Genomic DNA, 15,023 nt, shown 5'->3' with positions numbered 1-15,023 from the left:
CGCGTCGCCGGCAGCCCCCCTCATCGACCGGTTCGGACGGGTCCCGGTGCTCCGGGCGAGCGCGGTGGTCGCGGTCGTCGGCCTCGGCATGCTCATCTTCGTGCCGAACGTCCCGATCGCGATCGTCGGTGTCGTGCTCTGGGGGCTCGGTGCATCGCTCGGGTTCCCGATGGGGATGTCGGCCGCCGCGGACGACCCCCGCACCGCGGCCGCCAAGGTCAGCGCCGTCGCGACGATCGGCTACGTGGCGTTCCTCGCCGGACCGCCGATCATCGGGTTCACCGGCGAGCACGTCGGCCTCCTCAACGGGCTCCTCATCGTGTTCGTGTTCATCATCGCGGCCGGCCTCGCGTCCGGTGCCGCGCGGGAGCGGACCGCGATCACCCGCCCGGGCGACGGACGGACCGGCGGCGACCCCGGCCTCCCGGCCGGCGCGGCTGGCGGGGCCGACCGGACCGACACGGCTGACCGGCGACGCTGAGCCGCCGGCACCGACTGCCTCCGCCCGGAGCAGCGAGCAGCGAGCAGCGAGCACAGGGGCCGGCGGGCGACCCGCCGGGCCGCCTGCGATCCCCGTTAGGCTTCCCGGGTGCGTCTCGTCATCGCCCGCTGCTCCGTCGACTACGCCGGTCGCCTGTCGGCCCACCTGCCCCTCGCGACCCGGCTCCTCATGCTGAAGGCCGACGGCTCGCTCCTCGTCCACTCGGACGGCGGCAGCTACAAGCCGCTCAACTGGATGAGCCCGCCGTGTTCGATCGCGATCGCGGAACCCGACGACGACCAGGCCTCCGCAGGCATCACGCAGGTGTGGACGGTCACACAGAAGAAGACGCAGGACCGCCTCATCGTCAGCATCCACGAGGTGGTCGCCGACGAGTCGCACGACCTCGGCGTCGACCCCGGTCTGGTCAAGGACGGGGTGGAGGCGCACCTGCAGCAGCTCCTCGCCGAGCAGATCGAGCTCCTCGGTGACGGCCACACGCTGGTCCGCCGCGAGTACATGACCGCCATCGGTCCGGTCGACATCCTGGCGCGGGACGACGCGGGCGCGAGCGTCGCGGTCGAGATGAAGCGGAACGCCAACATCGACGCCGTCGAGCAGCTCACCCGCTACCTCGAGCTCATGAACCGCGACCCGCACCTGCGGCCGGTGCAGGGCGTCCTGGCGGCACAGTCGTTCGCCCCCCCAGGCCCGCACCCTGGCCGAGGACCGCGGCATCCGCTGCCTCGTCCTCGACTACGACGAGATGCGCGGCATCGAGGGCGGGCACGCGCGCCTCTTCTGAGCGCGCCGGCGCCGCGACTCGGTTCCGACCGCGGGCCGGGAGGCCCGACCCGCCCCGGCGGGCGGCTCACCCCGCCGCCGGGCGGCTCCGGCGGCGCGGCTAGGCTGGGCGGGACATGACAAGCAGCCCGGAGCGCCCCTTCACCGCCGTCCTGTTCGACCTCGACGGCACCATCAGCGACTCGGCGCCGGGCATCATCGAGAGCCTGACGCACACGTTCCGACAGGTCGGCGTCCCCGTGCCCGACCAGGACACCCTCATGTCGTTCGTGGGGCCGCCGATCCTCGACACCTTCCGCATCGCGATGGGCATGGACGACGAGCTCACCGAGCGCACCCTCGCCGTGTACCGCGAGCACTACTTCTCGCACGGAGCACTCGACTCCCGCATGTACCCGGGCATCGACGTCGTCCTGCACACCCTGCACGAGGCCGGCGTGCCGATCTCGACCGCGACGAGCAAGCCCGAGACCCCGGCGACCTACATCCTCGAGCACTACGGCCTGACCGGGGACATCGACGTCATCACCGGGGCGAGCGACGACGAGGTGCGCTCCGCCAAGGCCGACGTGGTCGAGGAGGCCCTGCGCCGGCTCGACGCCCGTGGGTTCGACATCAGCCGTCCGGTGCTCGTCGGGGACCGCCTGCACGACGTCGAGGGGGGCGGCTGCGCACGGCGTCCCGACCGTCTTCGCCGAGTGGGGGGTACGGCTCCCCCCGCCGAGGCCGCGGGCACCGTCGCGCAGGCGGCGACCCCGCTCGACCTGCTGCCGATCCTGCTGCCGAGCACGTGAGCGGCAGGGGCGAGACCACCGGCGCGGCAGCTCGCCGTGCCGGACTCCGCGGGGCCGCGTGGCTGCTGCCCGCCGCGATCGTCCTCGTCGCGCTGAACTTCCGCGGCCCGATCGTCGCGCCGGCGCCGGTCATCGGGGACATCCGGGTCGACCTCGGCATGACCGCGACGGTCGCCGGGCTCCTCACCACGATCCCGGTGCTCTGCTTCGCCCTCGCGACGCCGTTCGCCAGCTGGGTCATCGCCCGGTTCACCGCGGAGCGCGCCGTGTCGCTGTCGCTGCTCATCGTGCTCGTCGGCACCGTCCTCCGGTCGGTCCCGCACGAGGCCGCGCTGCTCGTCGGCACCGCGGTGATCGGCATCGGCATCACGATCGGCAACGTGGTGATCCCGGTCGTCATCCGGCGGGACACCTCACCGAAACGGGTCGGCCTGGTCACGGGCGTGTACACGTCCGCGCTCAACGTCGGGTCGATGACGACCTCACTCGGCACGGCACCGATCGCAGCCGTCTGGGGCTGGCCGGTCGCGATCGCGATCTGGGCCGTGCTCGCGGTCGTCGCCGGTGCCGCGTGGACCTACGCGGTCGGGGCGGGTGCCGCATGGCGTGGTGTCGACCGCGACTCCGGACCGGTGCCGGCGACCGGACCGATCGACCAGGTCCTGGACACCGGCGCGGTCCGCACGGTCCCGGCGGCCCCCGTCGTGGCGACCCTGCCGCACCCCGCCAAGCGCTGGGTGACGTGGGGGCTCATGCTCGCGTTCGGTGGGCAGGCGTTCTCGTACTACGCGCTGACCGCCTGGATCCCGACGCTGCTGCACGACGAGATCGGCTTCGACACGGCGTCGTCCGGAGCGAGCTCCTCGGTGTTCCAAATCCTGGCGGTCGTCGGGGCGCTCGGGGTGCCGGTGCTCGCCAGCCGGTTCCGGCCGCGCGCCATCATCGCCCTCGTCGCGTTCTTCTGGCTCGCGATGCCCCTCGGCCTGCTCGTCGCCCCACAGCTCTGGTTGCTGTGGTCGGTGCTCGGCGGGGCTGCCCAGGGCGGCGGCATCACGATCATCTTCATCGTCATCGTGCGGCTCGTGTCGAACGACGACGACGCCCGCCGGCTGTCCGCGTTCGTGCAGGGCGGCGGGTACCTGATCGGGTCGGCGGGGCCGCTCGTGGCCGGGGCCCTGCACGGGGCGACCGGCGGCTGGACGGCACCGCTGCTGACCGTCCTGGTGGCGGTGCTGCTCCTCGGCGTCGTCGGGTCCCTGTCCGCACGGAAGGTGCGCTGAACCTCCCGCACCGCGAATCGCCTCCCGCACCGCGCACCGCGCACAGCGCACCGTGAGCGGGCCGCGACCGGCGCGGTCAGGCGCTCCGGGCCTCCAGGACCTGGCGGAGCGACATCGGCGCCTGCCCGGTCACGCGCTCGACGTCCCCGGACACCTTCACCAGCGCGCCCTCGCCGATCGCCGTGTAGGTGCTCACCCACGCGTCGGCCTGCCACGGCTCCGGGTCCCAGCGCTGCCGGGAAGCGTAGGCCTCCTCCACCGTCTCGCGGTGGTAGCTCACCGGCCGACCCCGGACGGCGCTGACGGTCGCGGCCGCCTGCTCGAGCGTGATCGCCGCGGGTCCGGTCAGGTCGTACGTGCGGTCCATGTGCCGTTCCGGCGCACGGAGGACCGCGGTCGCCACACGTGCCACGTCGGCCCGGGCCACGGCGGCCATCGCCCCGTCGCCCGCCGGGCCCCGGATGACCCCGTCCTCGCCGACGAGGTCCTCGACGAAGTCCAGGTAGAACGAGTCGCGCAGGAACGTGTGCGCCATCGAGGTGTCGCGCACCGCCTGCTCGGTCCACCAGTGGTCGCGGCCGAGCGTGAAGGTCGCGTCGGGGGCCGCGCCCTGGAAGGACGTGTAGACGACGTGCTGCACGCCGGCACTGGCCGCTGCGCGCACGACGGTGCGGTGCTGGTCGAGCCGGTCACGGGCCTCCGCACCGGACACCAGGAACAGGACGTCGACGCCCTCGAGAGCGGCGCGGGCCGCGTCGCCGTCGGCGTGCGTCGCGACGGCGACCTCGGCCCCGGGCAGCCGTGGGGCCCGGGAGGCGTCGCGGACGACCATGCGGAACGGCACCTCGTCCGCGGCGAGCGCGCGGGCGACGGCGCCGCCGATGTTGCCGGTGGCCCCGGTGATGGCGATGGTCACGTCGTGCTCCTGTCGGTCGGTGCTGCTGTCGTCGGTGGGTCCGGTCAGGTCCGGACCAGGACGGAGGCCCGGTGCAGGTCCGCCGTCACCCGCTCGGCGTTCACGCCGTCGACCTCCACGGCCCACCGTCGGGCGGCCTCGTGGTCGCGGCCGTGCCGCATGTGTCGGCCGACCAGTCGGTCGATCCGCACGGAGTCGTCGACGACGCAGGCCCAGGTCTCGGTGAACAGGTCGGGCAGCTCCCGCCACGGGGCGGTCTGGTCGAGCAGGTAGTTGCCCTCGGAGACCACGAGCACGGTCTCCGGCGGGACGGCGATGCTGCCGGCCACGGGCTCGTCGACGCGACGGTCGAAGTCGGGCGCCCAGACCGTGCCGTCGGTCCCCCCCGGTCGCGGTCAGCCGCCGGACGAGTGCGACGTACCCGGCGGCGTCGAACGTGTCGACCGCGCCCTTGCGTCCGCGCCGGCCGAGGGTGTCGAGGGCCGCGTTCGCGAGGTGGAACCCGTCCATCGGCACCTGCACGGCGACGCCCGGACCGAGCCGCGTCACGACCTCGGTGACGACCCGACGGGCGAGCGTGGACTTGCCCGCCCCGGGAGCGCCGGCGATGCCGACGACGCTGCGGCCGCCCGCCTCGGCGAGCGCCACCGCACGCGCCACGGCCTGGTCGACGGACAGGGTCTCCTGGGTGCGCACGGGTCCATCCTCGTGCATCGAGTGCCCGGACGGAGGGCGATCCCGCGGACGCGTCCGCTCGCCGTCGCCGGGCGCCGTGCCCCACGAACGGGCGCGTTCCCCCCCGCGGCGGACGGCCGGTAGCGTTCGTCACCTATGGCGCAGACGACATCCGGCCCGGCCGTCGCACAGGTCACCGCTCCCGACCGTGCGGCGCCGCTGGCCGTGCGGTCCTCGGCCAGGACGACCCCGCTGACGAACCAGGCGGTCATCGCCGCGGTGTCCGTGGTCGCCGCGGTCTGCAGCGTGCTGCTCCCCTGGCTCACGGTGACGAACGCGCCGAGCATGTGGGCCGGGACGGGACTCGCGCTCCTCGGGCTGGCGTTCACCGGACTGCTCGTGGCGCGACCCGGGCTCGCACGGTTCGAGCTGCTCGTCCCCGCGCTCGACTTCATCGCGATCGGCCTGCTGCGCTTCGGGACCGGCGACGCCCGGTCGCCCTTCCTCGCGGCCGTGCTCCTCCCGCTGATCTGGATCGCCGCCCGACCGGGTCGGCAGCACGTCGTCTACCCGCTGATCGGCACCGCGGTGACGTTCCTTCTGCCGACGGTCGTCGGTCAGGCGGAACTCGGCGCCAGCGAGGTCGTGCGCCTGGTGGTCGTCCTGGTGGTCTTCGTCGGGGTCGCCGGCGTCACGAACGAGCTCGCCCGGCAGGCCGTGGTCCGGTTGCAGGCGATGCAGGACCTGCGACAACAGGCGGAGGCGGAGATCAGCCAGGCCGCCCTCGTGCAGCGCTCCCTGCTGCCCGTCACCGCCGTGGACATCCCGGCCGTGCTGACGGTCCGGGCCGTGTGCCTCCCGACACGCTCGGTCGGCGGCGACTTCTACGACTGGTTCCCGATCACGGACGGCGCCGCCTTCACGCTCGGGGACGTGATGGGCAAGGGCGTCGGAGCGGGCATGATCGCCGCCGTCGTGCGTTCGGTCCTGCGCTCGTCCGTCCGCGAGGGAGCGCCCGACGAGGCGGTGAGCCGCACCGCGACGGGCCTCGACGTGGGCCTGGACGCGCCCGCCACCGAGCAGTTCACGACCTGCTTCCACGTGCACGTCAGCGTCGACGGGATCGCGCGCTGGGTCGACGCCGGGCACGGCCTGACCCTGCTGCTCCGTGCGGACGGCAGCCACGAGTGGCTCCGGAGCGTCGACCTGCCGATCGGTGTGGGGACGTCCTGGACGACGCAGGAGACGGTGCTCCGTCCGGGCGACGTGATCCTCAGCGTCAGCGACGGTGTCCTCGACCTGTTCGGCGACGGTCTCGACGCCGTCGACCGGTTCGCGGAGTTCGCCGTCGCCGACCCGGACCCCGACCACCTCGTCGAGCGGCTCGAGGAGCGCGGTCGCGCCGGCCACAACGAGGACGACGTCACCGTGCTCGCGATCCGGTACGACCCGGAGCTCGAGGTCTCCCGGTCCTAGGCACCACCCGGACCGGCCTGCGCCCCGGACCGGCCAGCGCACCGGACGGCTGCGCCCCGGACCGGCCAGCGCACCGGACCGCTCGGTGCCGGCGGCCCTGCGCGGTCAGACCGTGGTGCCCCCCGCCGACCCGGGCCCACCGCAGCGCCTGCACCACGAGCAGCCCGTGCCGGTGCGCCCCGAGCTCGTCGAGTGGCACCCACCGCGCCATGTCCGTCGTCCCCACCGCTTCGTGGCGCAGCGCTCCCCCCGATCACCCGAGCCCGGTGCACCACCTGCACGGCCTTCATCGGTCGACCGTTCTGGTGCTTCCGACGCTCCGGCGGCACGACGTGCGACCGGATCCCGAGCAGCCCCTCGACCACGACGTCGTACCCGGTCTCCTCGCGGACCTCACGGACGGCACCCTCCTCGACCGTCTCGTCCAGCTCGACCCCGCCGCCGGGCAGCGTCCAGAGCCCCGCGTCCGGCCAGCTCAGCCGTGCGAGCAGCACCCGGTCGCCGTCGGTGACCACGGCGTAGGACGCCAGCCGGGTGTCGTAGTCCGTGTACTCCATGACCAGACCATCGCAGCAGGCGGGCCGATGCCGGCGAGCCGCGCCGTGCCTCCCGTCCAGCGGGTCGTGGACCGGTCCGGCGGCACGACCGCCGCCGCCTGCATCGGAGGATGCAACCTCCCGGGTCCCACCCTTCGGCCCTCGGCCGCGAGCGCTCGCGTTCCTAGCGTGGACGACGCACGCCGTCCCGCACCGTCCTCGTCAGGAGTCCTCGTGTCCACAGTCCTCTCACCCGCCCGCACCGGCACCGCCGTGCACCTCGGCCGGGTCACCAAGACGTACCCGAACGGCCCGTCGACCGTGACCGCGCTCGACGGCGTCTCGCTCGACATCGCCTCCGGCAGCTTCACGGCCGTGATGGGTGCGTCCGGGTCCGGCAAGTCCACGTTCCTCAACTGTGCAGCCGGTCTCGACACCCCCCTCGAGTGGCCGGGTGGTCATCGGAGGCATCGACCTCGGCGCGTTGCGCCCGGACGCCGTGACGCGGTTCCGCCGCGACCACGTCGGCTTCGTGTTCCAGGGCTACAACCTCGTGCCGCACCTGACCGTCGGCGAGAACGTGCGGCTGCCCCTGACACTCGCCGGCACCCGCGCCGACGAGCAGCGGATCGCGGAGCTGCTCGACGCCGTCGGCCTGGGGGGCATGACCGGCCGCCTGCCCGGGGAGCTGTCCGGCGGCCAGGCGCAGCGAGTCGCCATCGCGCGGGCCCTCGTCGCCGGGCCGGACGTCGTGTTCGCCGACGAGCCCACCGGTGCGCTCGACACCGCGACCGCGGAACGGATCCTGCAGCTCCTGCAGCACGCGGTGCGGTCACTCGGGCAGACCCTCGTGCTCGTCACCCACGACCCCCCGGGCCGCGGCCTTCGCCGACCGGGTCGTGTTCCTCGCCGACGGTCGGGTGCGCGACGAGCTCCACTCCCCCCACGCTCGAGTCGGTCACCGCCCGCGTCCTCGGCCTGGGGCGCTGAGCCGTGCGCGCCGCTCTCCGCTCCCTGCTCGTCGTCAACCGCGCGGCCGTCGTCGGCGCCGGGGTGGTCGTCGCCCTGGCCGCCGTGCTCCTCGCGGTCACGGGCGCCTGGCTCGGGGCCGGCATCCGGCACCCGGACGCCCCGTTCCTCTCCACCGTCGCGGGCTCCTTCGCCGGGACGCTGCTGCTCATCACGGTGTTCATGGTGGCGAGCGTCTTCGCGGGGGTCCTCCGCGAACGGCGCCGCGAGTTCGCCCTGCTCCGGGCGATCGGTGCGACCGCCGGGCAGATCCGCGGCACGGTCCGCACCGAGGTCCTGGTCCTGCTCGCACTCGTCGCACCCGCGGGCGCACTCGTGGGCACCTTCGTCGCGCCCCTCGTGACACCCCTCCTGCGCTCGAGCGCGGTCGTCCCCGCCGGCTTCACGCTCGCACCGACGATCGTGCCGCTGGTCGGCACGCTGGTCGTCCTCGTGCCCACCGGACTGCTGGCCGCAGCGATGGCCGCGCGCGCAGCGACCCGCCCGAGCCCGACCGACGCCGTCCGTGCGAGCACGACCGACGTCCCCACGCTCTCGCGCGGTCGACGGATCGCAGCCGGGGTCACCGCGCTCATCGGCCTCGCGACCGCGACCACGCCCTTCTTCACCCCCGGTCTGGTCGGCAGTGCGACCGGCGCCACCTCCGCGATCGTGCTCGTGGTCGCGGCGGCCCTCGCCGGGCCGCTCCTCGTGCAGTGGGGTGCGCGGCGCGCCCTCCGCGGGGCCTCCGGACCGGCGGCCACGCTCGCGCTCCTCAACGCCCGCGGGGCCTCCCGCCGGCTCAGCGCCGCGGTGGTGCCGCTCGCGCTCCTCGTCGCGCTCGGGACGGTGCAGACCGGGACGGACGCCGCCGTCCAGCGTGCGACGGGGGACCAACTGCGGGCGGGCCTCCAGGCCGACCTCGTCGTGACCGGAGCGGACGGCGTGACCGCTGCCGAGGCGGACCGGATCGCAGCGATGCCGGGCGTCCGCGCGACGACGACGATGCGGGACACCGCCGGCTCGGTCCAGATCGAGCAGGCCGACGAGGACCTCCCCGCCCTCGGCGACCTCGAGTGGGAACCGACCGTGATCCGTGCACTGTCGGGCGACGACGGTCGCGTCGACCCCGCCGTCCGCGCCGGTTCCCTCGACGCGCTCGACGAGCCGGGCACCGTCGCGGTGAGCACCGACGTCATCGCCCTCACCCCGACCGGCCTCGGGGACACCATCCGGATGCGGACGGGTGAGGGACCGGCGACCCCGGCGCGGGTCGTCGCGGTCTACGACCGCGGCCTGGCGTTCGGTGACGTCCTCGTGCGCGACCGGACGAGCGGCCCGGCCGGCACGCTGCTCGTCGACACGGCCGCCGGTGACCGTGCCGCCGTCCGGGAGGCCCTGCTCGCCACCGGCCTCGGCGTCACCTCGGTCGACGGCTACGTCACGACCGCCCTCCGGTCAGGGGACGGCGACCGGCGGCTGTCCCTGGTCCTCGTCGTCGCCCTCCTCGCCTTCGTGGCGGCCGCCGCGGGCAACACGTTGCTCACCACCACCCGGGGTCGCCGCGACGAGTTCGGGCTGCTGCAGCGGACGGGCGCCACCCGCGTCCAGCTGCTGCGGATGGCCGGCGTCGAGACGGCCTACACCGCGGTCGCAGCCGTGGTGATCGGGACCCTCGCCGTCCTGCCGGCGCTGGTCGGCGTCGGGTTCGGGCTCGCCGGTGCTCCGGCAGCCGGGTTCGACCTCGCGTCCTGGGCCGGGTTCTCGCTCGCGGCGGTCGTCGTGGCGGTCGTGGGGGGTGCTGCCGGTGGCGGGGCGGATCGCGCGGGGGGCGGTGACGGGTCAGCGGGAGTGCGGCGCTGCCCCGGACGTGACCGGGGCAGCGCCGCTGGCATACTGACGGCATGACGATGGCGCAGCCCGTCATCGGGCGCGAGCGGGAGATCGCGGCCCTCCGCACCGCGATCCGGGACGTGGACAGCGGTGGTTCGGCGTTCGTGGTCGACGGCGAGGCGGGGATCGGCAAGTCGTCGCTCGTCGCCGACGTGGTCGAGTACGCGGACAGCCGTGGCGTGCGGGTCCTCACGACGACCGGCACGCTCGACGAGTCGGCGGAACCGCACGCCGCCCTCCACATGCTCCTGTACCCGCTGCGTGCGGGCATCCCGAACCTGCCGGCACCGCAGCGGCGGGCGTTGGACGTCGCGTTCGGGGTCGAACCAGGCGTGCAGCCGTCACCGCTCCTCGCGACGGGTTCCGTCAGGCCCTCGCGGCGAACCGCGCCGACTTCTTCCGCGCGGTGGCTTCCGGCCCCTTCTACGGCTACAACCGTCCCGGTGTGACGCCGTCGGAACCGGTCATCGACAACTGGTGGCGTCAGGGCATGACGGGCAGCGCCGTCGCGCACTACGAGGGCATCAAGGCGTTCTCCGAGACGGACCAGACCGAGGACCTCCGCGCCATCACCGTGCCCGTCCTCGTCCTGCAGGGCGACGACGACCAGGTCGTGCCGTACCAGGACGCCGCCGTGAAGCAGGCCGAACTGCTCAGCGACGCCACGTTGAAGATCTACGAGGGCTACCCGCACGGGATGCTGACGACCCACGCGGACGTCATCAACCCCGACATCCTCGCGTTCATCCGCGGCTGACACCGCTCGCTGCGTCCGCAGCGGTCCGGACTGGAGGCGCGGTGCAGGAGGGCCGACCGGCTCACCCGCACCGCGCCTCCCGTCCGTCACCGCCGGTCCCGGCAGGTCGCCGGCGGCTGCTCAGACCAGCGCGACCGCGCCCCAGCCGGCGCGCATCCGGGCGACGGCCCGGTCCCAGCCGGAGAGGAGGTCCGCGTCGTCCCGGAGCATGGCCTGCAGCTGCAACCCCTCGTACAGGGCGACCAGTTGCTCGGCAGCGTGTCTCGGGGGAGGTCCCGCGCGGTTCGCGTCCGGCCACGACGTCGCGGACGAGGGCCAGGGTGACGTCGTCGAACGCGTGCTCGTACTGGGTGTGGAACCACCCGGCAGCGGGGTGTGACGGCGCGGAGGCGGCGCTCAGCGTGGCGATGCGCATCCGGACGAGCGCGGGGTCGGCGAGACCGGACTGCAGGCGTGCGCGGAGGTAGGCGGCTGCCCCCCTGTTCCTCGGCCAGGTGCCACAGTCGCCGGCGGTCCCCGTTGTCCCAGCGGTCCATGACGGCGACGACGAGCAGCTCCCAGACCGGGTACGCGTCGGTGACCTGGGCGACGGTGACGTCGGCGAGCGCCGCGACCTCGGCCGGTCCGACGCTGTGGAAGTCCGACCGCCGGAAGGCCTCGACCGCTGCCGTGACGATGCGGTGGCGGAGATCGGCGTCGGGCATGAGGACGATCATCCGTCGCGGGCGGCGACGGCGCGACCGCCAGTTCGAGGGGTGCGGCGGGTCAGCCCCGGTCGAACGTCAGCGTCTCGTCGTCGACGGCCGTGACCCGTCCCGTACGGGCGAACTCCGCCCAGACCGCGCGGATCCCCGGACCCCGTCGCTCGACGGCTGCCCAGTCCCGCTCCGGCACGAATCGGCTGCCGGCCCAGGCCTGACGGTCGCCGAGCAGCAGCGGCACGTCGCTCATGTGCACGGCCCCGGTCGGTCGGACCGTGACCCCGCGGTGCAGCCGGTAGACGACGGCACGGCCACCCGCGGCGCGATGTCGTGCGGCGAACGCCCGGGCGTCCCGGCCGTAGATCACCGCGGTGAGGGGTCGGACGAGCAGCCAGCGGACGAGCGCACGGCCGGCGCGCGTCCGGCAGAGCGCCGCCAGGCCGGGGATCATCGGGATGTAGAGCGCGGCTTCGTCGGAGGCGGACCCGATCAGGACCTCGACGTGCGGTGCCGCCCGGCGCCAGGCCGCGTCGAGGTGGCGCTCGGCCGGCAACGGCGCGTGCCCGTACTGCGTGCCGAACGGCATCCCGCCGCGGAGGCCGTAGGGCAGCGCGACCCGCTCCGCCGCGGCCTGCAGCGACAGGACCTCGTCGAGTCCGGTCTCCGGCCCGACCGTGCCGACGGCCCGGACCATGGCGCGGTTCATCCGGGCACGTCGCCGGGACAGGCCGAGCGGCGCGCTCTGCACGATCACCCGGCGGAAGAGCCCGGCCGTGCCGTCCGCCGCCATGAGGTGGGCGATCGCGTCGCCGCCCGCGGACTGCCCGAACAGGGTGACGGACTCCGGGTCGCCGCCGAACGCCGCGATGTTCCCACGCACCCACCGGAGCGCCTGGACGATGTCGAGCAGCCCGAGGTTCGCCGGTACCCGCTCCCCGTCGCCGAGGAACCCGAGCACCCCGAGCCGGTACGTCACGGCCACGACGACCACGCGCTGCTCCTCGACGAGGGCGCGCGGGTCGTGGATCGGGATGTCCCCGCCGCCGACGACGTACGAGCCGCCGTGGATCCACACCATGACGGGCAGCCGCTCGTCGTCGCGGACGTCCGCCGGCACGGTCACCGACAACGCCTGGCACTGCTCGGAGACCTCGGCCTCGATGGGGTGGATGAGCGCCTCGAGCACGGGCGTCGACGGTTGCGGCGGCACAGGGGCGGGGGGTGTCGGCGACGAAGTCCTCCGGTGACGGCGGCACCGGCTCCGGACACGCGAACCGCTCCGACCGGGCGTACGGGATGCCGAGCGCGCGGACGACCGCGCCGTCGTGGTGGCCGACGATCCGGCCGACGGCGGCGGTGAAGGTGCGGGTCGGCGCGGTGGTCATCCCGCAACCGTACGACGGACGGGAGGCCCGTGGCCGCGTGGCCGCCGGGCCCTCGCCGGCCGGTCCCGGACCGACGCGCCAGCGGCGGGACGGCCGTGACCGGTGGGGAGCCTCCCGTCCGGTCCGGGTCGCGTCAGCGGACCCGCTTGATCGGCAGCACCACCAGTGCGCCGATGATGGCGACGCCTCCTGCCGCCCAGCACATGAGCTCGTAGTTGTCGGGCGTGCCCCCCGGTGCCGAACTTCAGGAAGAACAGCGCCGCGGCGGGGGCGAGGGACTGCGGCAGTGCGTTCGCGATGTTGATGACGCCGAGGTCCTTGCCCGGCCGGTCGGCGTTCGGCAGCACGTCGACGACGAGCGCGGTGTCGATCGCGGAGTAGATGCCGTAGGCGAAGCCCATGATGACCTCGGCGACGTAGAACCCGTTCACCGTCTCGGCGTGGGCGAGGACGATGAGCCCGACGGCGAACAGCGCGGTGGACCCGGCGACGAACACCTTCCGGCGCCCGAGCCGGTCCGAGGCCCAGCCGGACAGCGCAGCGCTGACCAGGAGCGCGATCGTGTAGAGCAGGACGCCGAACGCGACGGCGGCGGTGGCCTCGGCGTCGCTCGACAGGCCGATGTGCTCCTTCATGTAGAGCAGTCGGTAGGTGGTGAACATGAACGTCGCGAAGATGATGAGGAAGCGCGACCACCACGCGAACGCGAAGTCCGGGTTCTTGACCGGGTTCGTCCAGAACGACGAGATCAGGTTCAGGAACGTGAACTCCTTCAGCGGGTACGTCGGCAGTTCGTCCCGGGCGACGACGGCGTAGACGACCACGAGCACGATCGCCAGGATGCCCGGCGCGATGAACAGCACGGGCAGGTTCGCGACGAAGAACACGGACAGGTACGTGCCGGCCAGGACCGCGGTGTTCTGGGCGAGCGCGATGATGCTCGACGACTTCCCGCGCTGGAACTCGGGCACGTTGTCCGCGAAGCTCGCGGTGAGCGTGGAGAGCACGGTGTTGGCCGCGAGCTGCGCGAGGAGCCACCCGAGCGTCAGCTGCAGGGTGTCCGGGGCGTACGCGATCCAGGCGAGGGCGACCGCGAAGACGACCACGCCGGTGAGCATCCACGGACGCCGCCGACCCCAGCGCGTCCGGGTGCGGTCGGACAGCGCGCCGGCGAGCGGGTTCATGATGAGCGCACCGAACGCGCCGATCGGCAGCACCGAGCCGATGACGTTCGCGGCGTCGCTGCCGACGAGTGCCTCCGCCTTGAGTTGCATGCTCACGTAGACCGGCGCCATGAGGGCCACGAACAGGCCGAACTGCCCGAGGAACAGTGCGATCTGGTAGCCGACGCTGACACGCAGGGTGCTGACCGGCTGGGTGATGCCCTGCTCCGGGTGGACCAGCACCGGGGTCTCCGCGGGTTCGGGTGTGCTCATGACGCCTCCTTGAGTCGATGAAAACCATACCTCGCACGGTTTTTCGAGGGCGAGCATACATGCCACCGAGAACTCCGCGACAGCGAAAACTACACAGCGGGTGGTTTCTGCGGTAGCGTCGTCATCGTCTCGCCGTGGAGCAGTGTCTCCGTCGGCCGCACACCAGTCAGGATCGAAGGAGCCTCTGCAATGCCCACCACCTCTGTGCAGCTCTACTCACTGCGCGACGCCATCGCCGAAGACCTCGACGCGGCCATCGCGCGGGTCCGCGAGATCGGCTACGAGAACGTCGAGCCCTACGCGTTCGTCGAGCGTGCCGCCGACCTCGAACGTGCCTTCGCCGCCACCGGCCTGCACGCACCGTCGGGTCACGTCGCCGTGATCGACGCCGAGGACACCGCGCCGATCTGGGACGCCGCCGAGCGCCTCGGCATCCGCACGGTCATCGACCCGTTCATCCCGACCGACCGCTGGCAGACCGCCGACGACGTCAAGGCCATCGCGGAGCGCGTCAACGTCCTCACCGCCGAGGCCGCCGCTCGCGGCCTGCAGTTCGGGTACCACAACCACCAGTGGGAGTTCACGAACAAGGTCGACGGCCGCACGGTCTACGACCTCTTCGTGTCGCAGCTGTCCCCGGAGACCGTCCTCGAGGTCGACACCTTCTGGGCAACCGTCGGCGGTGCGGACGCCCCCCGCCGTGCTCCGCGGCCTCGGCGAGCGCGTCGTCGCCATCCACGTCAAGGACGGCAAGGTCGACGGCGACATCCGCACCGCGCTGCCCTCGTCCGAGAGCGCACTCATCGTGCCCGAGGCCCTCCAGCGGGCCTTCGAGAACCAGACCCCGGCCGGCCAGGGCGACGTCGACGTGGCGGGCATCC

Annotated in this window: 10 protein-coding genes and 4 pseudogenes; 10 read left to right on the top strand and 4 right to left on the bottom strand. The window is 73.5% G+C overall.

Translation table 11 applies throughout. The features are described 5' to 3' along the window. Positions 1-46: 46 nt before the first annotated feature. The 4 genes and pseudogenes from DEJ15_RS02375 to DEJ15_RS02360 all read left to right on the top strand — a co-directional run bounded on the left by DEJ15_RS02375 (position 47) and on the right by DEJ15_RS02360 (position 3,359). The gene (locus DEJ15_RS02375) at positions 47-481 is read left to right on the top strand and encodes an MFS transporter (RefSeq protein ID WP_349814926.1); all 435 of its coding nucleotides are present in this window, start codon (positions 47-49) and stop codon (positions 479-481) included. A 108-nt stretch (positions 482-589) separates the two neighbouring features. After that, positions 590-1,286, top strand: a pseudogene (nucS, locus tag DEJ15_RS02370) (endonuclease NucS). 115 nt (positions 1,287-1,401) lie between these two features. After that, positions 1,402-2,079: an HAD hydrolase-like protein gene (locus DEJ15_RS02365; protein ID WP_284175540.1), complete on the top strand. Its 678-nt coding sequence runs from the start codon at positions 1,402-1,404 to the stop codon at positions 2,077-2,079. Then, positions 2,076-3,359 (top strand): MFS transporter, encoded by a 1,284-nt coding sequence (locus DEJ15_RS02360; protein WP_110825738.1) that lies wholly within the window; start codon positions 2,076-2,078, stop codon positions 3,357-3,359. Before DEJ15_RS02365 ends, DEJ15_RS02360 begins: the two co-directional genes overlap by 4 nt. Before the next feature lie 76 nt (positions 3,360-3,435). Here the strand turns inward: DEJ15_RS02360 and DEJ15_RS17470 are convergent, their stop codons facing one another. Next, positions 3,436-4,971, bottom strand: coding sequence for an NmrA family NAD(P)-binding protein (locus tag DEJ15_RS17470; protein WP_349814787.1), 1,536 nt, complete (start codon positions 4,969-4,971; stop codon positions 3,436-3,438). Positions 4,972-5,106: 135 nt separating this feature from the next. Between DEJ15_RS17470 and DEJ15_RS02350 the strand changes: the two genes are divergently transcribed. Beyond that, a complete protein-coding gene (locus DEJ15_RS02350) occupies positions 5,107-6,426 on the top strand; it encodes a PP2C family protein-serine/threonine phosphatase (RefSeq protein WP_110825740.1) in 1,320 nt (439 codons plus the stop codon). Here the strand turns inward: DEJ15_RS02350 and DEJ15_RS02345 are convergent. Continuing rightward, complete coding sequence (locus tag DEJ15_RS02345) at positions 6,423-6,983, bottom strand: NUDIX hydrolase (protein ID WP_284175539.1); 561 nt, start codon at positions 6,981-6,983, stop codon at positions 6,423-6,425. The two genes, DEJ15_RS02350 and DEJ15_RS02345, sit on opposite strands and share 4 nt — an antisense overlap. A gap of 27 nt (positions 6,984-7,010) precedes the next feature. Between DEJ15_RS02345 and DEJ15_RS17465 the strand changes: the two are divergent. The 5 genes and pseudogenes from DEJ15_RS17465 to DEJ15_RS02325 form a co-directional block, all read left to right on the top strand. After that, a pseudogene (locus tag DEJ15_RS17465) lies at positions 7,011-7,352 on the top strand (hypothetical protein); the annotation flags it as partial. Further along, positions 7,345-7,674, top strand: a pseudogene (locus DEJ15_RS02340) (ATP-binding cassette domain-containing protein); the annotation flags it as partial. The pseudogenes DEJ15_RS17465 and DEJ15_RS02340, both read left to right, overlap by 8 nt. A gap of 281 nt (positions 7,675-7,955) precedes the next feature. Continuing rightward, positions 7,956-9,878, top strand: a complete 1,923-nt coding sequence (locus DEJ15_RS02335; RefSeq protein WP_284175538.1) for an FtsX-like permease family protein — start codon at positions 7,956-7,958, stop codon at positions 9,876-9,878. Beyond that, positions 9,875-10,312 carry an AAA family ATPase gene (locus DEJ15_RS02330; RefSeq protein ID WP_110825744.1) on the top strand — a complete coding sequence of 146 codons (438 nt, stop codon included), beginning with the start codon at positions 9,875-9,877 and terminating at the stop codon, positions 10,310-10,312. Before DEJ15_RS02335 ends, DEJ15_RS02330 begins: the two co-directional genes overlap by 4 nt. Continuing rightward, positions 10,216-10,620, top strand: a pseudogene (locus DEJ15_RS02325) (alpha/beta fold hydrolase); the annotation flags it as partial. The gene DEJ15_RS02330 and the pseudogene DEJ15_RS02325, both read left to right, overlap by 97 nt. Positions 10,621-11,385: 765 nt before the next feature. On the opposite strand, the gene DEJ15_RS02320 reads toward DEJ15_RS02325, so the two are convergent. Both DEJ15_RS02320 and DEJ15_RS02315 read right to left on the bottom strand, forming a co-directional pair. Continuing rightward, a complete protein-coding gene (locus tag DEJ15_RS02320; RefSeq protein WP_284175537.1) occupies positions 11,386-12,531 on the bottom strand; it encodes a carboxylesterase family protein in 1,146 nt (381 codons plus the stop codon). A gap of 171 nt (positions 12,532-12,702) precedes the next feature. Beyond that, positions 12,703-14,142 (bottom strand): MFS transporter, encoded by a 1,440-nt coding sequence (locus DEJ15_RS02315; protein ID WP_284175536.1) that lies wholly within the window; start codon positions 14,140-14,142, stop codon positions 12,703-12,705. Between the last annotated feature and the right edge of the window lie 881 nt (positions 14,143-15,023).

This window comes from Curtobacterium sp. MCJR17_043, from assembly GCF_003224315.2.
Classification (GTDB): Bacteria; Actinomycetota; Actinomycetes; order Actinomycetales; family Microbacteriaceae; genus Curtobacterium.
The sequence above is the reverse complement of the archived record's forward strand: the minus strand, read 5'-3'. Positions and strand labels throughout refer to the sequence as shown.

Excerpts from the sequence above, each read along its gene's own strand:
- DEJ15_RS02365 (WP_284175540.1), top strand. The coding sequence starts at position 1,402 with ATGACAAGCAGCCCGGAGCGCCCCTTCACCGCCGTCCTGTTCGACCTC.
- DEJ15_RS02350 (WP_110825740.1), top strand. The coding sequence starts at position 5,107 with ATGGCGCAGACGACATCCGGCCCGGCCGTCGCACAGGTCACCGCTCCC.
- DEJ15_RS02345 (WP_284175539.1), bottom strand. The coding sequence starts at position 6,983 with ATGGAGTACACGGACTACGACACCCGGCTGGCGTCCTACGCCGTGGTC.
- DEJ15_RS02330 (WP_110825744.1), top strand. The coding sequence starts at position 9,875 with ATGACGATGGCGCAGCCCGTCATCGGGCGCGAGCGGGAGATCGCGGCC.
- DEJ15_RS02315 (WP_284175536.1), bottom strand. The coding sequence starts at position 14,142 with ATGAGCACACCCGAACCCGCGGAGACCCCGGTGCTGGTCCACCCGGAG.